Origin of the sequence: Staphylococcus kloosii (assembly GCF_003019255.1) — a bacterium.
GTDB lineage: Bacteria > Bacillota > Bacilli > Staphylococcales > Staphylococcaceae > Staphylococcus > Staphylococcus kloosii.
The window spans coordinates 806,689-830,284 of record NZ_CP027846.1; the positions used below are offsets into that span (position 1 = coordinate 806,689).

Here is a 23,596-nt window from a genome sequence, read left to right on the forward strand (position 1 = left end):
AAGCGTTAACAATTATAGAAAAAATAAATCGTTCTTCGAGAGGGGATTAACTTATGTTTGAAACTATATGGCCACTTATTACCGTGGTAATTGGTATTGTATTTTTACTTGTACTTATTATCTTTTTGAAATTAAATACATTTATTTCTTTAATTATTACATCAATAGTTACAGCAATATTATTAGGTATGCCACTAGATAAAATACTCGATACAGTGGAAAAAGGAATGGGCAGCACACTCGGTCACATCGCTTTAATTTTTGGCTTGGGCGCAATTTTAGGTAAATTACTAGCAGATGGTGGCGGTGCAACTAGAATCGCTGATACATTAATTAATAAATTCGGACAAAAACATGTGCAATGGGCAATGCTAATTGCGGCATTCATTGTCGGTATTGCGTTATTCTTCGAAGTTGGATTAGTACTCTTAATTCCATTAGTGTTTACAATTGCCAAACGCGCTAATGTTTCTCAATTAAAACTTGGTTTACCAATGGTGACAGCACTTTCTGTTACACATGGTTTCCTACCACCACATCCAGGACCAGTTGTTATTGCTAAAGAATTACATGCAAACCTAGGTCATGTATTGTTATACGGTATTATTATTGCTATACCAGTAACGATTATTGCAGGACCAATTTTCAATAAAATGGCACAAAAACTTACACCTACTGCATATACAAGAGAAGGGGATATCTCAGCTTTAGGTGCACAACGAGAATTTAAAGTCAGTGAAATGCCAAGTTTCTTTATGAGTTTGATCACAGCTGTATTACCTGTGATTTTAATGTTAATTTCAACGATAGTACAGTTAGTAACAGGACATGAAAAAGCTACAAATGGCTTTGAAGGTTTCATTTACTTTATAGGAACAGCAGGTACTGCTATGTTAGTTGCAGTTATCTTTGCAATGTTCTCAATGGGCGTTAAACAAGGGCGAAAAAATTCAGAAATTATGGATTCAGTATCAAATGCTATCTATCCAATCGGTATGATGATCTTAATCATTGGTGGTGGCGGTACATTTAAAGAAGTACTTATTGATGGCGGTGTAGGTGATACAATTGCACACTTATTCAAAGGTACAGAAATGTCACCAATATTATTAGCATGGATTGTAGCGTCAGTATTGCGTATTGCATTAGGTTCAGCTACAGTTGCAGCAATCTCTACGACAGGAATCGTATTACCATTGTTACAACATTCAGACGTTAATATAGCACTCGTCGTATTAGCTATTGGTGCCGGAAGTGTTATCTTGTCACATGTTAATGATGCAGGATTTTGGATGTTTAAAGAGTATTTTGGTTTAACTGTAAAAGAAACATTTTTAACTTGGTCTTTATTAGAGACTATTATTTCTGTATCAGGTATTATCTTCATTTTATTCTTAAGCTTATTCGTTTAGACAAAACTATTATATAATAAAAGAAATGTATTTTATTGCGAAAATATAGAATATAATTGTAAAATAGAAGAGCACTTATTACATATATGTGCACATCTATTAGTCTTATAAATATTGTATTATGTTACGCATAGTGCAGAGCCCTAACACAATCTGTTAGGGCTTTTATTTATAATGACACAGTATTAATCATTTTAGTTATAATTGATTAAAAGAAGGTGATTTATATGGAATATAGCCAACTAGATTTACTGAAAGCACATGCACAAGAGTTGTTAGGGATAAACTTAGAGGGAATAACAATTTCAAATTTATCTCGTATTACGCAATTATTAATTTCACCATTTACTAATATTAAAAGTAAAAAATTCAATACTACGTTAAAAGAATTTTTAAGCAATATGTCTAGCGAAACAATTTATCATTATTGTAACCAGTTTGGGGTTAACTACTTCATTTTTAAGTACAATAAAACGCAAGAATTGTTTGTTTTGGGTCCATATTTAGAACAGAGACCGAATGAACAACAATGTAGAGCATTACTAAATCATAATAATATTAGTATGAGTAGACTTAATGTCTTAAAGCAATACTTTATGAAGATACCGTTATGCAGTCATAGTAAAGTAAAAAAGATGTGCAGATTAGCAATCAAATTTATTAAAGATAGAAATTACATTTATGATATAGCAGCTATAGATTTTAACTTTCATCTAGATCAAGAAAATTACGCAACGAAAGAGTTACAAACACAATATGTAGATATGGATATTAAAGCACGCTATGACATTGAAAACAGTCTATTAATTGCTGTAGAAAATGGTGATGTTAATGAAGCGGTAGAGTTATTAAGTACTATGTACGCTAAAGTAGTAGGTTTAAAACGTCTACAAGATGAAGTGCAAAATGCTAAATATAAATCATTTATCATTAATGTGTTGTGTCGAAAAGCTGTAGAACGAGCAGGGGTGGCATTAGTAACGATTGATGCATTATCTACGAAATATGCTGCTATAATCGATAGCACGACGAGTTATGAAAATATGTACGACGTAACACAAGCAATGATTATAGATTATGCACAAGCCGCTTTAAAAATTAAAGCGACATTATATAGTCCTAAAATTAATAAAGTAGTGCAGTATATCGAATTGAACTTAATGAATGAACTGAATTTAAGACAGATAGCTGCTTATGTCGATCTAGCTCCGGCATATTTATCGCGTGTTTTTAATCAGGAAATTGGTATGTCATTAGCGCAATATATAACAGAAATGCGCATGGCGAAGGCAAGTGAGTTGTTAATGAGAACGTCATTAACTGTGCAAACAATATCTGAACAAATCGGATTTAAACAAATGAGCTATTTTAGCCAAAAATTCAAACAACATTTTGAAATGACCCCATTACAATATCGCAATAAATACCAAAAATTTGTATAAATAGTGTGTATTTTATGACCGTGAAGAGACTAAATCACCAAATATGTAAATAAATTACTAATTTAGTAAATAAAATAATAAAATAGCATCTAAAATTTTAAATATTTAGTCGTTTCGATATTAAATTAATGTGAAAGTAGAAATCTGAATTAATTATCGTGCATTAATTAACGATTTTGAAAAACACTATACATTAAGCGATTTGATGACAGTTCAATCTGTCGTAGTGATATAAAAAGTTAAATCACAAAATAACAACGTTGTTATTTTGTGATTGACTGTCTTATTTTTCAAAATATAATGGTATTTAAAGGGGGAGGAAAAATAAAACAACACCAATATAAAAATTTTTAAGCAAAAAAGAAAGCGTTTTCAATAAAGTTTTAACTTTAAGTGTTGTTTTTTAGTTAACAAGGGGTGAGATTATGGTTGTTGCAAAGTTAAAATCTGAAAATAGAAGATTACGTACATTTAAAGAAATCCAAGCACCTAAACTAAAATTTAGAGAAAAACTTTCTTACGGTTTTGGTGATTTAGGAAATGGCATGATGTTTGATATGGGTCAAATATACTTGCTTAAATTTTTTACAGATATTTTAGGGATTTCAAGTGTTTATGGTGGGTTAGTCTTCTTCCTTTCTAAAATATTTGATGCTTTTTTCGACACTGGTGTTGGTGCCTATGTTGATAATAGGAAAAACATTGGGAGTAAAGGTAAGTTTAGACCTTTCATACTATACGGTTCAATACCACTAGCCTTATTTACGGTATTAACTTTTATTTCACCAGATTTAAGTTATACAGGAAAAGTAGTATGGGCATTTACAACATACATATTGTTTAATTTTGCCTATTCTGTAGTGAACATTCCTTATGGTTCATTATCGGCGGCGATGACATTAAACGCTGATGATCGTACGCAATTATCTGTATTTCGTAACTTAGGTTCACAAGGGGCATTGTTTATCGCTGGTATTGTAGTTATTCCTATGGTTAATGCTTTTCCAAACCATGCGGTGGGTTATCCATTTGCTGTTGGACTACTTGGTATTGCCGGTGTTGTTTTCCATATGATTTGTTATAAAGGTACAAAAGAACGTCACGTTATCGAACAACCTAAAACAAAAAATATTGGTCGCAAAGCCTTTAAAGAATTATTTAAAAATTTACCGTTTATTATTTTAGTTATCTATACATTGCTCACTATTACGGCACAATTTTTAAAACAACAAGTGCAACTGTATTACTTCCAATACGTTCTTGATTCACCAAATCTGGTAAGTATTGTTAGTACATTGAACTTTATCGTATTAATACCAGGTTTAATTTTAACGACGTTCTTAAGTAAAAAATTCGGTAAGAAAATGACGGCTATTATTGGCGTAACTGCATTCTTTGTTTTTGAATTTTTAAACTTCGTAGTATTCGGTGGTAACTTAAAATCATTCTTGGTAGTAAATACATTATCTAATATGAGTTTGGTTATACCTACTACTGTTTGTTGGGCTTTTATTGCCGACGTAGTTGAATATCAACAGTGGAAAACAGGTATTCGCTCAGAAGGTATTATTTATTCAAGTTATAGTTTCACAAGAAAGATTACGCAAGCATTAGCTGGTTTGATTTCAGGTTCCGCATTAACATTAGTAGGATATCAACCCAATGTGCAACAAACGGCATCTACAATATTTGGTATGAAATTCATCTTCTTTGCAGTGCCTGGAATAGCTACACTTATTGGCATGGTAATATTCTTAATATTTTATCCTTTAACAGATAAACGACATAATCAAATCGTTAAAGAGTTAGCTTTACGTGAAGAAATATAATTTTAAAATTGAAAGGGGCTTTATTATGTTATATCCAATCACAAATGAACATAGAAGTATTATAGATTTAAACGGACTTTGGAGCTTTAAATTAGAAAATGTAGGTGATGTGATCGATGCGACGAAACCATTAGTTACAAACCAAGTGATGGCTGTACCCGGTTCTTACAACGAACAAGGCGTTACTAAAGAAATTCGTAATCACGTAGGTAATGTATGGTATGAGCGAGAGTTTACAATTCCTAAAGTATTGAAAGACGAACGTGTAGTTTTACGTTTTGGTTCAGCGACACATCAAGCTACTGTATACATTGATGGCGTTGAAGTTACTTCACATAAAGGTGGCTTCTTACCATTTGAAGTAGCATTAGATGAACAATTTTCACATGGTACGCACCGTTTAACTGTGTGTGTAAACAATATTTTAGACGAAACGACGTTACCTGTAGGTCTTTATTCTGAATCAACTGACAAAAATGGTGACACAGTGAGAAAAAATGAGCCAAACTTTGACTTCTTTAATTACGCTGGACTACATCGACCAGTCAAAATCTATACAACACCGCAAACGCATATTGAAGATATTACAGTCGTACCAGAAGTATTTCCTTCATATGCTAATGTGAATTACCAAGTAGAAACGAATGCACAAAGCGATGTACAAGTAAGACTACTAGACGCAGAACAAAACGTCGTTGCAAAAACTACTGGCGCTGAAGGCACAATTGAAGTTCAATCGCCACATTTATGGCAACCATTAAATGCTTATCTTTATAATTTAGAAGTCAGTTTAGTAGATAATGGTGAAGTTGTGGATCAATACACTGAAAGATTTGGTATTCGTTCAGTCGAAGTCAAAGATGGACAATTTTTAATCAATAATGAACCGTTTTACTTCAAAGGGTTTGGTAAACATGAAGATACTTACTATAATGGCAGAGGTATGAATGAAGTAGCAAATGTGATGGACTTTAACTTAATTAAATGGATTGGTGGTAATTCATTTAGAACTTCACACTATCCATACTCTGAGGAAATGATGCGTTTAGCAGATGAACAAGGGTTAGTTGTCATAGATGAAACGACGGCAGTAGGCGTGCATTTAAACTTTAATGCTGTATTAGATGGTACGAATGAACGTGATACGTTTAAAGAAATTGGTACACAAGAAGCTCATGAAAGTGTTATTAAAGAATTAATAGCTAGAGATAAAAACTATGCATGTGTTGTAATGTGGTCTGTTGCAAATGAACCAGCTTCCATGGAAGAAGGTGCGAAAGAGTACTTCGAACCACTTGTAAACTTAGCGCGTGAGTGTGATCCGCAAAATAGACCAGTTACTATCGTGACATTATTGACAGCTCAACCAGATAATTGTTTAGTACAAGATTTAGTAGATGTATTGTGCCTTAATCGTTATTACGGCTGGTATACACAAACAGCAGATTTAGATGCCGCTAAAACAGCATTAGCTAATGAAATGGATGAATGGGGACGTAAGCAACCTAACAAACCAATTATGTTCACGGAATATGGTGCAGATACTGTTGCTGGTTTACATGCTACGGACGATATTTTATTCACAGAAGAATATCAAGTACGTTATTATGAAGCAAACCATGAAGTTGTAGATAAGTATCCACAGTTTATCGGTGAACATACATGGAACTTTGCAGATTTCGAAACAAGTAATGGTTTAATCCGTGTTCAAGGTAATAGAAAAGGTATCTTTACTCGTGAACGTCGACCTAAAGCAGTTGCACATTACTTCAAAAAACGTTGGGAAAATATTCCAGATTTCGGTTATAAAAGTTAATATGTATTTGCGCAAAAGATAAAAATAAACGTCAATTTCTATATCATTAGAAATTGACGTTTTCTGCATTTATACATAGGCTTTAAAATTATGTTTAACTTCATTATATTCATATAAAGAATTATACATACGCATACGAATATGGTCTTCAGAAGCAAATGGTATACGAATATGGTCGTTTTTATTTACAAATATACGAAATTCACGTTCAAGAGATTGTCGTTGTTCGAGTGGTAAATCAATCCATTCTTGTTCAGTGAAAAGTGCGTTGAAATAAAATTCAAATGATGTACGACCTTTTTGTTCGCGTAATTCAGCAATTCTATCTTCAAAGTTCATAAGGATACCCCCTTATTTTTAGTATCTTATTTATTACTTTATTACTAAATTGTGCAATTTACAAGTAACGAAAGTGTTGATGGTTCTTAATTAATGATTGCAGCAGTGAATATGTGGTAGGGTTAAAATAGTAAAGTAGAATAGGGAGGTAAAATAATGAACTTAAATGGTAAAGTAGCTGTGATAACTGGTGCTAGTAGTGGTATTGGAGCTGGCATTGCTCAAGCATTTGCACAGCAACAGATGAATGTCGTATTAGGCGGCCGAAATGAACAACGTCTTAAAGAAGTAGCATCAAGCATCCAAGAAGATACACAAGTACAAGTGCGTACATTTGTCGTTGATGTTACTAAAAATGACGAGGTAAATAATTTAGTGAATTTTGCCCAAGAACAATTTGGTAAAATTGATGTTTTAGTTAATAGTGCCGGCCAAATGTTGTCATCAGCAGTAACAGATGGCGATGTCGATGCTTGGGATACGATGTTAGACGTCAATGTTAAAGGAATGCTTTATGGCATAAATGCTGTGTTGCCTAAGTTTTTAGCACAATCTTCAGGTCACATTATTAATATTGCTTCTATTTCAGGTTTTGAAGTAACTAAACAAAGTACGTTATACAGTATGACAAAAACTGCTGTGCACACGTTAACACAAGGTTTAGAAAAAGAACTGGCTAAGACAGGCGTTAGAGCAACAAGCATTTCACCAGGTATGGTAGAAACTTCAATGACAGAAAGTACAGATTGGGGCGGACGTAAAAAATTAGAGCCTAAAGATATTGCTGAAGCGGCAATATATGCGCTACAACAACCCGCACATGTAAATGTAAATGAAGTTACGGTACGACCAGTCTAAAAAAGAGAGCAGGACAAAAATCTTATTTTGATAAGAAGGTTTTGTAGTCCCATCACGCCAAGGATGACTATATTTGAAAGCAGCTTGGTATAAGCACAATTTAAATTCAGTCATCTACTGCCAATAAAAAAATGAGCCTGAAGACATTATGTCTCAGGCTCTTCATCGTTACCAATTATTAATATCTGAACGTTCACCTTTAAAATTGTTCGTTTGCTTGTGACGTTCTGCTAATACTTTTTCTACTTCCGTAAAGCTTATATCTAAATCATGTAGTAAGACAAATAAGTGATACAGTAAATCTGCAGTTTCGTTTGTCACTTCTTCACGATCATTTTTCATTGCACCGATAACAACTTCAAAGGCTTCTTCACCAAACTTTTTAGTGATTTTCTCGATGCCTTCTGCTAATAAATATTTAGTATATGAATTTTCTTTGTTAGATTCGGCACTAGTAGTAATAGTTTGCCCTAGATCTTGCACGCTGAATGGAATATCAGTATTAAAACAACTTTGGCTGCCAGTGTGGCATGTTGGGCCATTAGGTATCACTTCAATAAGAATCGTATCTTGATCACAATCTAAATAAATATTTTTCACTTCTTGTGTGTGGCCAGAAGTTTCACCTTTAGTCCATAGACGTTGTTTTGAACGCGAATAAAAACATACGACATTATCTTTAAGTGTTTGTTGATATGCTTGTTCGTTCATATAGCCAAGCATTAATACTTGTTTTGTACTCGCATCTTGCAAAATAGCGGGCAATAGTCCCTTACTAAAATCAGGTTGTTGTGTCATCTTACAGGAATACCTCCTTCAGACATAAATGATTTAATTTCATTAACAGTCGTTTCTTTATCATGTAATATGCTTGCAGCTAAACCAGCTGAGACATCCGTTTGGTTAAATAAATCAACGAAATGACTAGGTTGACCGCCGCCACCAGAAGCAATTACTGGTATATTTACGCGTTGTTCGATTTCATGTAAATGTGTGACATCAAACCCTTGTTTCATACCATCATGAGTCATACTTGTGATAAGTAATTCGCCAGCACCCAATGCTTCAACTTCTTTAACCCAATCATAAACACGTTTATCTGTTCGTTTCTTACCACCATGTGTATAACAAAAATAATCATCTAATGTTGAATCATAATTACTATCTATAGCGATACAAATACATTGTCTACCAAATTTATCGCTAGCTTCTTTAATAAATTGAGGGTTTTTTAATGCGCTAGAATTTAGTGATACTTTATCAGCACCATGATTTAATAATTGTGATATATCATCTAGAGTGGAAATACCTCCGCCCACAGTTAGAGGAATAAATAACTTTTCTGCAGTTTCTTCAATCACATCTAATACTAAATCATGACCAGCCTCGGTTTTTGAAATATCTAAAAAGACTAATTCGTCTGCACCTTGCTCATTATAATAAAGCGCGTAGTCTACTGGATTGCCAATGTCTCGTAAGCCTTTAAATTGAATTCCTTTAACGACTCTACCGTCTTTTACATCTAAACAGGGAATAATTCTTTTTTTAATCAAGACAATCCCTCCCAAAATTGTGGGTTATGTGCAGCCTTACCAACGATTGCCGCATAAACATTTAATGCATCCAATTTTTTAATATCTTCTTGGTCTCGAATACCACCAGAAGCAACGATAGGAATGTCAGTTTGTTGTACTAATTTACCAGTAATTTCAAAATTAGGTCCTGCTAAACGGCCATCTTTAGAAATATCTGTATAGATTAATCCGCCTAAAGGTAAGTGGTTTATTGTCTCTACAAGGTCAAATAAATCTAACTGTGCATCTTGTTCCCAGCCGTTGATTTTAATTGCTTGTTTATAGGCATCTACCGATAAATAAATACGATTTGGGAATTGTTGTGCTACTTGCGCTAACCAATCTAAATCTTGAATAGCTTTCGTACCAACTATGCAGTAATCAATACCTTGGTCAAAGTATGCTTTTATTGTTTCTACCGTTCGTATACCGCCACCAACTTCAATTGGTTTCGTTGTGAGTTCACGTAAAGTTTTAATATAATCTTGTTCAACTGAAGTTTGTTGTTTAGCACCGATTAAGTCAACAATATGGATACGATCAACACAGTCAAATTTGCTATAATAAGTAATACTCTCTTCAGCGCTACGAGCCATTTTCTCTTCAGAATCATATTTGCCTTCTGTAAGCCTCACGCTTGTTGCATTTATTAAATCAATTGCCGGCCAAAGCTTGATCATTTAAAAATCCTCCTTGTAAAGCTTGATTTAGAATAGCTAAACCATATTCGCCACTCTTTTCAGGGTGGAATTGGATGCCGATATAATTTTCATATTGTACAATGCCTGGGATTTTAGTGCCATAGTCAGCATAAGCTATGACATTATCTGACATTTCGGCTTGATAAGAATGAACGAAATAGACATCGTGTTCTAGTTGTTTATGGTCACTAATTAAATTATTCCATCCTAAGTGAGGTACAGGGTAGGGCGATTGAATGGGGATAATTTGACCTGGTATTAATTGCAAACCATCAACATCGCCTTCAGCACTATGTTCGAATAACAATTGCATACCTAAACAGATACCTAACATTGGTTTGTCCTTAATATTTTTTAAAATTGGCAATAATTGACGTTGGTTAATTGCACGCATTGCATCTTTAAAGTGTCCTACGCCCGGTAAAATAATGAAATCCGCTTGTTTTATAATTGATTCATCGTCTGTTAATTGAGCTGCGTAACCCAAATGTTCGACCGCGCGTTTTATATTTTTAATGTTACCTAAGCCGTAATCAATGATTGCAATCATTCAATCACTCCTTTTGAGGAAGGCACGCCTTGTACATCATTTGCTGCTAAAGCATCTTTTAAAGCTCTAGCAAATGATTTAAATATAGCTTCAATTTCGTGATGCGTATTACCACCTCTTATTAAATCAATGTGTGTAGTTAAGCGAGCATTGATAACTAGCGCTCGAAAAAACTCTTCAGTTAATTCCGTATCAAAAGTACCAACTTTTTCTTTACTAAGTTCACAATTAAATGATAAATAAGGTCTACCACTAATATCCATGACAGTGCGTGCTAAAGTTTCATCCATTGGTATATAACTTGTCGCATATCGACTAAACGATTGTTTTTCTTTTACCATTTCTAGTAGTAATTGGCCTAACACAATGCCTATATCTTCTGTTACATGATGGTCATCTACCTCTACATCACCGTCAGCGCGTATTGTTAGTGTTAACTGACTATGGAAAGAAAATAGTGTTAACATATGATCTAAAAATCCCACGCCTGTATTGATTTCGCTTTTAGCGCCATCATCTGATAATGATATGTCGAGTTTTGTCTCAGCTGTATTACGCGTTTTTTGAAATTTCATATTGTTTCCTCCAATCTTGAACAATTTGAGTTAATTCATCTAATTGTTCGTCAGTAGCGATAGAATATCTAACATACTCACTCATTTCTGGTTCATCATAAATTCTAGGTTGAAACCCTTTACCGGCGATATATTGACCTAAAGAATGTGCTAAAGCCCCTTTAGTTAAAACAAAATTAGTAGCCGAAGGGAAAATATAAATAACATCTCCGACATTATCATTGAATATGTCTTTAAGGCGTTGTGCTAAATGACGTTGATGTTCAATAAATTGTCTTGTTGTTGTCGAATGTTCAAACATATATATAGCGATATTTAAAGTTACTGTATTGAGTGGATAAGGATGTTCAATTTGCTTAATTTTATCTATTGTTTTAGGTGTGCTTATTAATACACCTAATCGAAGTCCAGCAATAGCAAATGCTTTAGACAACGTGCGCATTTGTAACACATGATCTGCCATACTGAAGTCATATGCTTCGCCAAAATCTAAATAGGCTTCATCAATAACGAAATAACCTCCGATGTCTTTCATTTTATTAGCAATCGCTGTTAAAAATGAAACGTCATATTGTTTGCCTGATGGGTTATGCGGATTACTCATGATGAAAAACGAAGGTTGATGTGTATCTATAGCCTTTAGAATTTTATTCAAATCGAACGTTAAATCTGTCTCTGCCTCTACAAAATGAATAGGGCGTTGAACTTGTTTAGCATAAGCTTGATACATAAAGAAATCTGGATTCAAAGTTAACGCAGGTCCTTCTGGCATAATAAGCATTAACTTTTGAATTAGTTCGTCAGACCCGTTACCTGCAATAATTTGCTCAGCTTCAAAACCATAAAACTGAGCGTATGCTTCTTTAAAACGTTCATATTCTGCATCTGGATAAAAGTTAAAGGCAGATTTACTAATGATAGAAGCTATTAATTCTTGCGATAATGGTTTAAGTGGGCTTTCATTTTTGTTAATTCTAATCATTATGATTCTCCTTTATTGATGCGCACCTTAATTGATTGTTCATGATTAAATAACTGCTCAGTGTGTGCGATAGTTTGCGCAGATTGTTGAATTTGGTTGAACGTCTGTTGAGACAAGTTAATAACAGAATGTCTCGTTAAAAAGTCATTTACAGATAGGCCGTTAGCAAAACGGGCATTTTGATTCGTTGGTAATACGTGGCTAGGTCCTGCAACGTAATCCCCAATAACTTCAGGAGAATAATAACCTAAGAATAAAGCGCCAACATGACGCACATGATTTAAATAAGCTTCAGGATCTTTAGTCTGAATAGATGCATGTTCTGGCGCAATGCTATTCATTACATCGCAAGCATCGTCAAAATTTTCAACATGAATAAGATAATGATTGCTATCGATACTTGCTTTTACAATGTCACGACGTTCTATTGTTGATAACGATTCAGTTATTTTTTGTTCTAGTTTTTGAAGTACAGTTAAGTCTTCACTAATAACAAAAGTACGTGCTAATTCATCATGTTCAGCTTGAGCAAAGACATCATAAGTAATTGCTTCTAAATCTGCAGTATCATCGATAATCAAGGCAATTTCACTTGGTCCTGCTATTTGGTCGATACCAACAGTTCCAAATAGATATTTTTTTGCGTATGCAACAAATTGGTTACCTGGGCCAACGATTTTATCTACCTTTGGAATGGTTTCTGTACCATAAGTTAAAGCTGCGATACTTTGAGCACCGCCAACTTGATAGACAGAAGTTATGCCCGTGATATAACAAGCAGCAAGCACGACATCTGATACACCTTGTTGTTGAGGTGGTGTAACAACTACGATATTATTCACGCCGGCTACTTGAGCTAGCGTCGCAGTCATTAACACTGTTGAAGGATAACTTGCTTTACCACCTGGTACATATATACCTACACTATCAAGTGGGTGATATAATTCATAACACTCTTCTTGGCTACGCTTTGATTCCCATTTAATAGATTCTTGGTACGCTTTAATACGTTCATAACTTTGTATTAATGATTTTTTAAGTTCGCTATCTATACGGCTATAAGCTTGCTTAATAGCATCGGCCTTAATCGCAAGTTGAGGTGTATCGACTTGATCAAACTGTTTATTATAGCTACGTATTGCAGCATCTCCAGAATGCTTAACATTATCACAAATATCTTTTACTAAAGGATATAAGTCCTCATTTAACGCAGGTGTATCTTTTGTTGAGTTTAGAAAAGAAGTTTTATTTAAAATCAATGAGTGACACCTCCAAAGTTTGTATAAAGCGATCTATATCTTTAGACTTTTGAAAATATGAATGTTTATTAGTGATTAGTTTCGCATTAATAGATGATATTTCGTCTTTTTCGACTAAGCCATTTGATTTGAGTGTTGTACCTGTTTGAACGATATCAACGATACCATCTACCATTTCAACTAAGCATGCAAGTTCTATAGAACCAGATAGCTTTACTAATTCAACATCTATACCTTGTTGTTCGAAATAATTTTGTGCAGTCTGTACATATGATGTTGCGACTTTATTAAATGTAGTCGTTTCTGGTTTTGCAGCTAGTGCGAAATGACAATCACCAAAAGGTAGGTCCAATAAATTATTAATGTTATATTGTCCTTCATCTAGTATATCGCTACCAACTATGCCAACATCTGCTACGCCTTGTTCTACATAAATTGGGACGTCACTACCTTTGACTAAAATAAATTGAATATCTTCCACTGATATTAATAATTGGCGTTGTCTATTTTCTAATGCTGCTACGATTTTAGTTTCATTTTTTTCGTGTAAATATTGAATAAAGCTTTTTAAAAGTCTGCCCTTGGCTAATGCAACTGTCAACATAACGTTTTCTCTCCCTCAAAATTAAAGTATAAATCCTAGGCCGAAACCTTCTAATGTGCCTTTGTAATAACCGCCAGTTAATTGTTGCTCTTTATTACGTTGTAACGTACAACTCATAAATGCGCCTTTATAATATGAACGTGGTGGTTGAGGCGTGATATCTAAATGGATATTATTTACGCCCAATGATTTGAAATATTGTTCCCAACGTGTCAATGCTTGTATCGTTGTATGGTCCGGCGTATACAATTGAGTTAACAAGTTTAACTGTTCAGTCGTATTAGTCGTCAGCAATTGGATAATAGGGTGCGCAGTACCTAAAAGTTGAGATAACGCCGAAATATTGCGCTCTTGAATATATTTTAACGTCGTGTCGTCTTGATATTGTTGTTCTAGTAATAAGTCTATAAGTTGGTAATGGCCTAAAATAATAAAATCAATGTCATCGTCTAGCGTTGTTTTAATAAAGTCGTAAAATACGCTAAAGTCATGTTGCATTTGAGTAACAGTTGGATTGTAGTGTTCAATTCCGAGCTGTGTATTAACAATATTATCTCTTATTATAGGTCCAGAATATGCTACTTTATCGTAGTCAGCAGGGTATTGACTGTAATAACGTAATAATTGATCAGTAAAGTCATTACGTAAAGCAAAAATTTGATGGTTATGTTGCCAAAAACTACGTTCCGTCATTTGATGTAAGTCATCTTGAGTGAGCGTAGGCCACTTTAAAGATTCAATAAAGCTGAAGTCAACAAGTTCAAAATTTGTAGCTTCAAAATGCTTTAAAAAAGCAATTTCTTTCTCTTTGTTTGCGATTAAAGTTGTTGAATTTGTCATAAAACCATCCTTTACATTTGCTTTTACTCTCTACCGAAGTAAAGTATTAAATGATAAATAACACTGTAACACACCAATTGTTTAAATTCAATCAATTTTCTGAATATTATAGCGGAATTAATAGCACTTTATAATTCAGCGTAGAAGTTAAATTACAAAGTGCAATGCTAGACTTAATAATTTATGGATTTGCCGTATGCTATATAATTTGCCATATCATCATTTGGCACCATATTGCCACCTGTAGCCCAAACGATATGTGTTGTGTTTTTAGTATTTAAATGCGGTAAGTGTTGAACAGTTTGTGCTAGACCATCGAATCCTGAAGCGGCTGAAGGTTCAACGTTAATTTGTTCGCTAATAGACAATAAATACAAGTAACGATACATCATATTATCTTGCACAGTATATGAACCGTATAACATAGGTGACATGATTTTACTTACTAATTTAGAAGGGCGGGATACAGCTAATCCATCGGCATCTGTTCGACCGTCTAAACCGATATCTGTTACCGCAATACTATCGAATAATTGTGTCATTAAACCTAATGTCATACAAGGTGCATGTGTTGGCTCGGCAAAGAAACAATAAACATGAGGACCTAATACTTTACGTAAACCAAATGCGACACCACCAGGTCCACCACCCACACCGCATGGAATGTGAACACATAAAGGATGCTCTGAATCAATGGTGATATTTTGTGCTTCAAGTTGCTCTTTTAGACGTAAGGCAGCAACTGTATAACCTAAAAATAGATCTTCAGAATTCTCATCATCAACAAAATGACACTTTGGATCTGTTTGAGCAATCTTTCTACCTTCTGCCACAGCTACTTGATAATCAGAATCATGTTCGGTCACAGTCACACCTAAAGAACGCAATAACTCTTTTTTCCACTGACGTGCATCGCTAGACATATGGACATTAACAGAAAAGCCTAATTTAGCACTCATAATACCAATACTTAAACCTAAGTTACCCGTCGAACCAACGGCAATTGTATAGTCAGAAAAAATTTTGTGATAATACTCTGAGTTTAATATTGCGTAATCATCATCTTTTGTTAGTGTACCTTCAGTCATAGCGATGTGTTCTGCAAATTTTAATACTTCATATATGCCACCGCGCGCCTTGATTGAACCAGAAATAGGTAAAGCATTATCACATTTTAATAGTAATTGTCCTGCTAAACCAATGCCTTGTTGTTCTTTTAAAAGGTTTTGCATATCTGGAAGTGGGACAAGTGCAGACTCAATGATACCGTTGGAAGTGCGTGTTTCAGGAAAAACACATGCTAAATAACTACTAAAACGTCTTAAACGTCCATCAGCTTCTTCAATATCTTTAACAGAATACGACGACATTGAGGCATATTCAAAACGAGGATTACGCCAAAAAATTGGTTCATAATGCTGCATGTTTTGAATAAGGGGATAGTTATTTTTTAAAGTTATTACATCAATCATTATTGTTCCACTCCTTGCTTTTATTTATTAAGTAATTGAGCAATTAAAAATAAATGTACTAAACGTTCCTATGTAACAACTATTTACATAGGAACGTTATTTTTGCTTAATTTAATTATATAATGTTTATTTTTATTTAGTAAGTAAAGGGCCACCTGGACCTAATGGTAATCCGAGTAAATACCAAATAATCATAAACAATGGCCACACAATACTTAATACGATGGTATAAGGCATTAAACTTGATATTAAAGATCCGAGTTGCATATTTTTGTCGTATTTTTGAGCGTATGATAACAATAATGGTAAATAAGGCATCATTGGTGTGATAGGGTTGGAAATTGAATCTCCAATACGATATAACATTTGTGTGAACGCCGGATGGAAACCTACGAGTATAAGCATCGGTATGAATATTGGCGCTAAAATACCCCATTTTGCAGAGGCACTACCAATTAACATGTTTATTAACGCGCTAAGAATAATAATACCGATAATTAACACGACGCCATTTTGACCTTTCAATAGTTCAGCACCTTTTACAGCTACAATAATACCTAAATTGCTCCACTCTAAAAATGCTAATAGTTGTGCTGCGAAAAAGACGATAACGATAAACGAACCCATAGAAGACATAGAATCAGTAAACATTTGACCTAAGTCTTTTGTATTGCTTATTTCTTTAGTCATTACCCCATAAACAATACCCGGAATTAAAAATACAATTAGCAAAATTAAGCCAACGCCATTTAAAATTGGCGCATCATTGAGTAGACTGCCCGTCTTGGCATTACGTAAAAAACTATTTTCAGGTATGGCTAAAATAATTAAAACTATTATTGAAGCGACAAAACTAATATTAGCCCAAAATACTGCACGTTGTTGTGTTGGCGTGATTGAATTATTTGAATCATCCGTACTGATATCAGAATTTGTATCGTCATATGTACCTAATCTCGGTATAACTAATTTCATAGTAACCCAGTAAACTGCAGGTAATAATACGACAACACTTGCTGCAATAAAATACCAGTTCATTGCCACATTAATATGTATTTTATCTGTCACGATTTTTGTTGCTGGTTCTGTAAATGAGTACACTAAGGCATCAGTCATACCTAATATTAAATTGGCTGAGAATCCTCCTAAAGCCGATGCATAAGCCATAGCTAAACCTGCTATAGGGTGGTAACCTAATTTAATAAATACCATTGCTGTAATAGGTGGTAAGACGATAGGTGCTGCATCTCCAGCCGCATTACCTAATATGCCTATAGCAATAATACAAGGTACGATAATCTTTTTAGGTGCTTTATTGACGACTTGAATCATTAATTTATCAAAATAACCAGTTTTTTCAGCAACTCCAATGCCTAACATCACTGCTAGCACTAGGCCTAAAGCTGGGAATTCGGAGAAATTTTTTATAGCATCGTTTAAAATCATTTTGAGACCATCGCCACTTAATATACTTTTAATTTCTACGACCTTACCAGTACCCGGATGCTTAACTGAAACATGAAATAATGACACGATCCATGTAAGAATTGCTAAACCGAGACACATTAAAAAGAAAAGAATACTAGGATCTGGTAAACGATTACCAACACCCTCTACGACGTTTAAAAATTTATTCATAAGTGATTTTTTTTGTTTAACATTTGAACTCATAAAATCGCCCCCCTTTGAAACTTATCGAAAGTATAACAAAGCAAATGGTAAAAAAACATAATTTTCTGAAAAATTATCATTTTCAATTTTTATTATGTGACTATCTACTTATTCTTATGGATTATTAATTTTATAAAAGCAACTACTGCTTACCATATGTTTAGTGCTCGCTTAAACAGGCAATCTTTAAATAAGTAAGAATAACGTGGCGATTATTAAAGGAGTGAGTTTGAATGGGAAGATTAGATAATAAAGTGGCAGTAATAACAGGTGCAAGTACTGGTATAGGTCAAGCATCTGCCGAAGCATTAGCGAATGAAGGTGCTGAAGTATTAGCTTTCGATATATCAAAAGACATTGACGCTACAGTTAAAGCTATAAATAATGCAGGTGGTAAGGCTAAAGCTTATCATATTGATATTTCTGACGAACATGCAGTAGAAAGGGCAGCCAAAAGTATTCAAGAGAGCTATGGCACGATAGATGTGCTATTTAATAACGCTGGTGTTGATAATGCAGCTGGCCGTATTCATGAGTATCCTATTGAGGTATTCGATAAAATTATTAACGTCGACTTAAGAGGGACGTTTTTAATGACAAAATTCTTTATCCCACTCATGTTGGATAACGGTGGCTCTATTATTAATACTGCATCATTTTCTGGTCAAGCCGCTGATCTAAACCGCTCAGGGTATAATGCGGCTAAAGGTGGCGTTATAAACTTTACACGTTCGACAGCAATAGAATATGGTCGTGAAAATATACGTGCAAATGCGATTGCTCCAGGTACGATTGAAACGCCATTAGTCGATAAACTTGTAGGTAGTGCAGAGGACAAAGCCGGACAAGATTTTAGAGAAAATCAAAAATGGGTAACACCATTGGGTCGTTTAGGTAAGCCAAGTGAAGTAGGTAAATTAGTGACGTTTTTAGCTTCTGATGATAGTTCATTTATTACTGGTGAAACGATAACGATTGATGGTGGTGTGATGTCTTATACATGGCCTGGGGAAATGTTAAGTGATGATAGTTGGAAAAAATCAATTAAATAAATACAAAAAGCTGATAGCATCGCGCTACCAGCTTTTTGCTTATTTACCATTTAATGCTTTCAACTGTCTCATCGTCTAGTGATTTAACAATTTCTGTGATTAAATTAACCGAATTTTTATAGTCGTCAGTATGCAGCACCGAAACGTTAGAATGCATATAACGTAACGCCACGCCGATAGATAGTGTAGGCACACCTTCGTTGGCTACATGAATACTACCAGCATCTGTGCCGCCACCAATCGTAGTATCCAATTGAATTGAGATATTATGTTTTTTCGCAATTTGCTTAACGTGTTTACTGAAACCTACATGTCCAATAATACTACTATCCATAATGATGACAACAGGACCTTCACCAAGAGCAGTATCACTAAGTTGAGACATGTCTGGTGTGTCATATGCTACGGCAACATCGACAGCTATCGCCAAATCAGGTTTGATTTTATTTGCTGCTACTTTAGCACCACGTAAACCAACTTCTTCTTGTACATTTGCACCAGAATATAAATCAATGTTAATATCATCATTTTTTAAATTATCTAATACATCTACAGCAAGAGCACAACCATAACGATTATCAAACGCTTTTGCTGTTAAATATTTATTGTTGGCTAAAGTTTCAAATTCGCTATATGGCGTAATCATATTACCTATGTCTATGCCAAATTGTTGCGCTTCTTTTTTACTTTTAACCCCGATATCTATAAACATATCTTTAATATCTATTGTTTTTTTACGTGCTTCTTGTGATAAAGCATGAGGTGGCTTAGAACCAATAATACCACGGATTTCTTTGCCTTCATCTGTAGTTATCGTTACTTTTTGTGAAAGCATTACTTGGTTCCACCAACCTCCAACTGGAGTGAATTTAATAAAACCATTCTTATCAATTTGCGTAACGATGAAACCAATTTCGTCTAAATGGCTGGCAACCATAATCGATTTAGTACCATTAGTTGCATTCTTTTTCCCGAAAATGCCACCTAAGTTATCTTCAATAATTTCATCACTAAGTGGTTTTAAGTAGTCATGCATTAAAGACTTAACTTGCATTTCATGACCAGAAATACCATTTACATCTGTTAAAGTTTTTAACAATTCTATTGAATTTTTCATAAAATAACCCCCCCAATGTTTTTATTTAATTATATTGTAGCACTAAATTTTTGAAATGCTATTAATGCAATACTTATACAATTTATAAAATTAAAAAGACTGGGCATGAACTTATACCTCAGTCTTATTGTCTATTTTGTACAGTTAAAATGTTTATCTGGTACCGACATTACTTATGATTCTAATAATTTAAGCTTATAATCATTAATTGATTGTATGGTACCGTCATGTTTTTTAATAATAATATGATCTTTATTAATTTGTGTCGGACTGTTAACACCAACAGCTGCCGCGATATTGAATAAGCCTTCGTGTAAACTTGTAATATAGTTAGTCACACGATATTTCTTTTCTTCTACTATAAGCGCTTGTTCCTTTTTAGGGTCGGTTGTAGCAACGCCAACTGGACAAGTATTTAAATGACATTGTTGACTCATGATACAACCAACACTAATCATCATTCCACGCGCAATATTGACTAAATCTGCACCTAATCCTAATGCTATAGCAATTTTATCTGGCGTAATAAGTTTACCTGAAGCAAAGATTTTAACTCGATCACGGACTTCATATTTTTCTAACATGGCTGATACGATAGGTAAGGCTGTAAATAATGGTAGACCAACACCGTCTTGTAATTCTTGGAATGTAGCTCCAGTACCACCTTCGCCACCATCTATTGTAATGAAATTAGGGTAAATACCTGTTTCTACCATCGTATTAACTAGTGTTTCAATTTCAGCAGTAGAACTAACAACGATTTTAAACCCTACAGGTTTTTGTCCCACCGTTTGTAAATGTTCGACCCACGATAGTAACTCATATGTATTGTTTATAAAATCAAAGCGGTTAGGTGAGTTAATCGTTACCCATGGTTTTACTTTTCTAATTTTAGCGATTTCTTCTGTAACTTTATTGCCTTGCATATGCCCTCCGCGTGTTTTAGCGCCTTGTGCAAGTTTAATTTCGAATGCTCTTATAGCTTCAGAATCAGCTAACTCTTTAAATAAATCTATGTTGAAATTACCATTTTCGTCTCTGACACCAAATAGGCCAGGACCGATTTGGAAAATAATGTTTGTATTACCAGTAAGATGATATTTTGATAGGCCACCTTCACCTGTATTCATCCACGTGCCTGCTTGACCTAACCCTTTGGATAAAGCGGTAATTGCATTACCACCTAAAGCACCGTAGCTCATACCTGATTGACCAACCAAACGTTTCAAACGAAATGGATGAGCCAGTTTAGGACCAATAATTATTTCGTCTTCATCATCTAAGAAGTAAGGATTAATTTGTGATTTTTCGCGATGCTCATCTCTTTCGAAAAGGCGTTCGTTATCTATTTTATAAATAAAGCTAGAAATTAATACACTTTGATCAATGCGCAACTCGGAAGCCTGATGTGGAAACATTGTATTTTTAATATAAAATCCTGCGTCGTAATCTTTTTCCGTTCCGAAGCTTGCCATTCTTGAATTGTATTTCCCAGCTAAAACAATGTTTTTATAATCTAATCTGGAAAATGGTTTGCCTTCTTTATCCTCTAGGAAAAAGTATTGACGCATTTCTGGTCCGACTTTCTCAAAGAAATATCTTATACGTGCTAATAAAGGATAATTACGTAACACACTATGTTGAGTTTGACGTTTATCTTTGAAAATTAATAATGCAGCAGTAATAACTCCCCCAAGTAAAAAGCATACAATAATAATATTTACTATAAATTGTAAAATTGTTAAAAGTGTCATATTCATTCCTCCCCATCAAATCTAATATTACATCATATAGAAATTTTTACAATTAAAAATAAGCGTAATTTAACTAAATAGTGCACAGTATAAATTTAAAAAATAATAAAATGCGTTAGTACTTTAAATAGTTGATGATAATAAGTTTTAAGTAGCTGAAAAAGTGTTATTACTAAGTAATAAACAATTTGTCACAGGGGACTTTTTGTATAGATAATATAAAAGTTAAGGTGGTTTTTTATTAGAATATGGAGGAAAAAACATTGTTACAAATCAAAGACGTTTCATACATCGCAGATGATCGTACAATTATTGATGATTTAAGTTTCACTGTTAACAAAGGTGAAACTATTGCAGTAATTGGACCATCTGGTAGTGGTAAAAGTACATTGTTTAGATTGATGAGTAATTTAATAAGTCCGACTAAGGGATCGATAACGTTAAACGGGACGCCTTATGAACAAATTAATCCTGAACAATTAAGGATGGAAGTAAGTTATTTATTACAGCAAAGTGATTTGTTTGAACCTACAATAGGTTTGAATTTGTCGTTCCCAGCACGTGTACGCAACGAAAAATTTGATAAAAAACGTGCAAAACAATTATTGAAAAGAGTAGGTATGGGACATTATAACTTAGATGCGAGTGTTAACCACTTATCTGGAGGAGAACGACAACGTATAACGATTGCTAGACAGCTCATGTATATCCCTCAAATATTGTTATTAGATGAAGCAACAAGTGCTCTTGATGCTAAAAATAGGGAAACTATTGAAAAAATGATTTTTGATTTGGCTAAAGATGGCGTCACAATTATGTGGATAACACATAATGACGATCAAAGTATGCGTAACTTTAGCAAACGTATAAAAATTGTGAATGGAAAAATAGAAAGTGAGGAGAATTTATCATGAGTGTAACAGCATTAGCCCTAACAGCCTTACTACTGTTATTTCCTATTATTGTTTCTTATAAAGAGAAATTGTATATTACCAAAGATTTATTAATTGCTACTGTACGTGCCATTGTACAACTTACAGTATTAGGATTCTTACTACATTTTATTTTTAATATAAATCAAGTTTGGATTTTAATTTTATTTGTTTTGGTTATTATTATTAATGCTTCATGGAATACAATTCATCGTGCATCACCAGTTATGCACCATGTTTTTTTAGTGTCTTTTGTCGCAATATTTGTTGGCGTGACTTTACCGCTTGTAGGTGTAACTTTAACTGGAGCCATTAGTTTTAAACCTAATGAAGTTATACCGGTTGCCGGAATGGTCGCAAGTAATAGTTTAATTGCGATTAACCTTGCATATCAAAATATGGATAAAGAGTTTGTGCAACAATTAGAACAAATAGAAGCTAAATTAGCGCTTGGGGCAGACCCTAAGATGGCGTCCAAAGCTACGGTACGAGAAAGCATTAGAACTGCTATTGTTCCAACGATTGATTCTGTTAAAACCTATGGTATCGTTTCGATCCCAGGTATGATGACAGGTCTTATTATCGGTGGAATGCCACCATTAGATGCCATTAAATTCCAATTAATGGTTATATTTATTCACACTACGGCAACGATTATGTCAGCACTTATCGCTACATATATTAGTTATCGACAATTCTTTAACTATCGTGATCAACTCATTGCGAGAACAATGCATGACGTTAAATGATAAGTAGAATAATTAAAATTATTTTTAAGTGAGCCTGAGACATTATCGTGTCTTCAGGCTCAATTTTT

At 34.1% G+C, this 23,596-nt stretch carries 22 protein-coding genes; 8 read left to right on the forward strand and 14 right to left on the reverse strand.

Annotation, left to right across the window (positions count from 1 at the left end; all coding sequences use genetic code 11):
* The first annotated feature begins 53 nt into the window (after positions 1-53).
* From C7J89_RS03805 to uidA, 4 genes are all read left to right on the forward strand, one after another.
* Positions 54-1,412, forward strand: coding sequence for a gluconate:H+ symporter (locus C7J89_RS03805; RefSeq protein WP_103294929.1), 1,359 nt, complete (start codon positions 54-56; stop codon positions 1,410-1,412).
* Between the two features lie 227 nt (positions 1,413-1,639).
* The gene (locus C7J89_RS03810) at positions 1,640-2,854 is read left to right on the forward strand and encodes a helix-turn-helix transcriptional regulator (protein WP_103294930.1); all 1,215 of its coding nucleotides are present in this window, start codon (positions 1,640-1,642) and stop codon (positions 2,852-2,854) included.
* 425 nt (positions 2,855-3,279) lie between these two features.
* A complete protein-coding gene (locus C7J89_RS03815; RefSeq protein ID WP_103294931.1) occupies positions 3,280-4,683 on the forward strand; it encodes an MFS transporter in 1,404 nt (467 codons plus the stop codon).
* Positions 4,684-4,708: 25 nt separating this feature from the next.
* Positions 4,709-6,499, forward strand: a complete 1,791-nt coding sequence (gene uidA / locus C7J89_RS03820; protein WP_103294932.1) for a beta-glucuronidase — start codon at positions 4,709-4,711, stop codon at positions 6,497-6,499.
* Between the two features lie 69 nt (positions 6,500-6,568).
* On the opposite strand, the gene C7J89_RS03825 is transcribed toward uidA, so the two are convergent.
* A complete protein-coding gene (locus C7J89_RS03825) occupies positions 6,569-6,838 on the reverse strand; it encodes a DUF1413 domain-containing protein (RefSeq protein ID WP_061853673.1) in 270 nt (89 codons plus the stop codon).
* 153 nt (positions 6,839-6,991) lie between these two features.
* Here C7J89_RS03825 and C7J89_RS03830 point away from each other — a divergent pair, with 153 nt between their 5' ends.
* On the forward strand, positions 6,992-7,696 hold the full coding sequence (locus C7J89_RS03830) for an SDR family oxidoreductase (RefSeq protein WP_103294933.1): 705 nt from the start codon (positions 6,992-6,994) through the stop codon (positions 7,694-7,696).
* Between the two features lie 168 nt (positions 7,697-7,864).
* Here the strand turns inward: C7J89_RS03830 and hisIE are convergent, their stop codons facing one another.
* From hisIE to C7J89_RS03885, 11 genes are all read right to left on the reverse strand, one after another.
* Positions 7,865-8,494, reverse strand: coding sequence for a bifunctional phosphoribosyl-AMP cyclohydrolase/phosphoribosyl-ATP diphosphatase HisIE (gene hisIE, locus C7J89_RS03835; protein ID WP_103294934.1), 630 nt, complete (start codon positions 8,492-8,494; stop codon positions 7,865-7,867).
* On the reverse strand, positions 8,491-9,249 hold the full coding sequence (gene hisF / locus C7J89_RS03840; protein WP_061853670.1) for an imidazole glycerol phosphate synthase subunit HisF: 759 nt from the start codon (positions 9,247-9,249) through the stop codon (positions 8,491-8,493). The genes hisIE and hisF overlap by 4 nt, the downstream gene beginning before the upstream one ends.
* Positions 9,246-9,950: a 1-(5-phosphoribosyl)-5-((5-phosphoribosylamino)methylideneamino)imidazole-4-carboxamide isomerase gene (hisA, locus tag C7J89_RS03845; protein ID WP_061853669.1), complete on the reverse strand. Its 705-nt coding sequence runs from the start codon at positions 9,948-9,950 to the stop codon at positions 9,246-9,248. The genes hisF and hisA overlap by 4 nt, the downstream gene beginning before the upstream one ends.
* Positions 9,925-10,521, reverse strand: coding sequence for an imidazole glycerol phosphate synthase subunit HisH (gene hisH / locus C7J89_RS03850; RefSeq protein ID WP_103294935.1), 597 nt, complete (start codon positions 10,519-10,521; stop codon positions 9,925-9,927). The genes hisA and hisH overlap by 26 nt, the downstream gene beginning before the upstream one ends.
* A complete protein-coding gene (gene hisB / locus C7J89_RS03855) occupies positions 10,518-11,096 on the reverse strand; it encodes an imidazoleglycerol-phosphate dehydratase HisB (protein WP_061853667.1) in 579 nt (192 codons plus the stop codon). Before hisB ends, hisH begins: the two co-directional genes overlap by 4 nt.
* Positions 11,074-12,078, reverse strand: coding sequence for a pyridoxal phosphate-dependent aminotransferase (locus C7J89_RS03860; RefSeq protein ID WP_103294936.1), 1,005 nt, complete (start codon positions 12,076-12,078; stop codon positions 11,074-11,076). Before C7J89_RS03860 ends, hisB begins: the two co-directional genes overlap by 23 nt.
* Positions 12,078-13,334, reverse strand: a complete 1,257-nt coding sequence (gene hisD / locus C7J89_RS03865) for a histidinol dehydrogenase (RefSeq protein ID WP_371860688.1) — start codon at positions 13,332-13,334, stop codon at positions 12,078-12,080. Before hisD ends, C7J89_RS03860 begins: the two co-directional genes overlap by 1 nt.
* Complete coding sequence (gene hisG / locus C7J89_RS03870) at positions 13,324-13,941, reverse strand: ATP phosphoribosyltransferase (protein ID WP_061853664.1); 618 nt, start codon at positions 13,939-13,941, stop codon at positions 13,324-13,326. Before hisG ends, hisD begins: the two co-directional genes overlap by 11 nt.
* 21 nt (positions 13,942-13,962) lie before the next feature.
* The gene (locus C7J89_RS03875) at positions 13,963-14,781 is read right to left on the reverse strand and encodes an ATP phosphoribosyltransferase regulatory subunit (RefSeq protein ID WP_103294938.1); all 819 of its coding nucleotides are present in this window, start codon (positions 14,779-14,781) and stop codon (positions 13,963-13,965) included.
* Positions 14,782-14,954: 173 nt separating this feature from the next.
* On the reverse strand, positions 14,955-16,253 hold the full coding sequence (locus C7J89_RS03880) for a D-serine ammonia-lyase (protein ID WP_103294939.1): 1,299 nt from the start codon (positions 16,251-16,253) through the stop codon (positions 14,955-14,957).
* 132 nt (positions 16,254-16,385) lie between these two features.
* The gene (locus C7J89_RS03885; RefSeq protein WP_103294940.1) at positions 16,386-17,924 is read right to left on the reverse strand and encodes an AbgT family transporter; all 1,539 of its coding nucleotides are present in this window, start codon (positions 17,922-17,924) and stop codon (positions 16,386-16,388) included.
* Positions 17,925-18,157: 233 nt separating this feature from the next.
* Between C7J89_RS03885 and C7J89_RS03890 the strand changes: the two genes are divergently transcribed.
* Positions 18,158-18,976: an SDR family oxidoreductase gene (locus tag C7J89_RS03890; protein WP_103294941.1), complete on the forward strand. Its 819-nt coding sequence runs from the start codon at positions 18,158-18,160 to the stop codon at positions 18,974-18,976.
* A gap of 43 nt (positions 18,977-19,019) precedes the next feature.
* Here the strand turns inward: C7J89_RS03890 and C7J89_RS03895 are convergent, their stop codons facing one another.
* Both C7J89_RS03895 and C7J89_RS03900 read right to left on the reverse strand, forming a co-directional pair.
* The gene (locus tag C7J89_RS03895) at positions 19,020-20,093 is read right to left on the reverse strand and encodes a M42 family metallopeptidase (protein ID WP_103294942.1); all 1,074 of its coding nucleotides are present in this window, start codon (positions 20,091-20,093) and stop codon (positions 19,020-19,022) included.
* A gap of 173 nt (positions 20,094-20,266) precedes the next feature.
* Positions 20,267-21,847 carry an FMN-binding glutamate synthase family protein gene (locus tag C7J89_RS03900; protein ID WP_103294943.1) on the reverse strand — a complete coding sequence of 527 codons (1,581 nt, stop codon included), beginning with the start codon at positions 21,845-21,847 and terminating at the stop codon, positions 20,267-20,269.
* A 248-nt stretch (positions 21,848-22,095) separates the two neighbouring features.
* Between C7J89_RS03900 and C7J89_RS03905 the strand changes: the two genes are divergently transcribed.
* Together C7J89_RS03905 and C7J89_RS03910 are read left to right on the forward strand one after the other, a co-directional pair.
* Positions 22,096-22,761, forward strand: a complete 666-nt coding sequence (locus C7J89_RS03905) for an ABC transporter ATP-binding protein (RefSeq protein WP_061853657.1) — start codon at positions 22,096-22,098, stop codon at positions 22,759-22,761.
* Positions 22,758-23,528, forward strand: coding sequence for an ABC transporter permease (locus C7J89_RS03910; protein ID WP_061853656.1), 771 nt, complete (start codon positions 22,758-22,760; stop codon positions 23,526-23,528). The genes C7J89_RS03905 and C7J89_RS03910 overlap by 4 nt, the downstream gene beginning before the upstream one ends.
* Positions 23,529-23,596 lie beyond the last annotated feature (68 nt).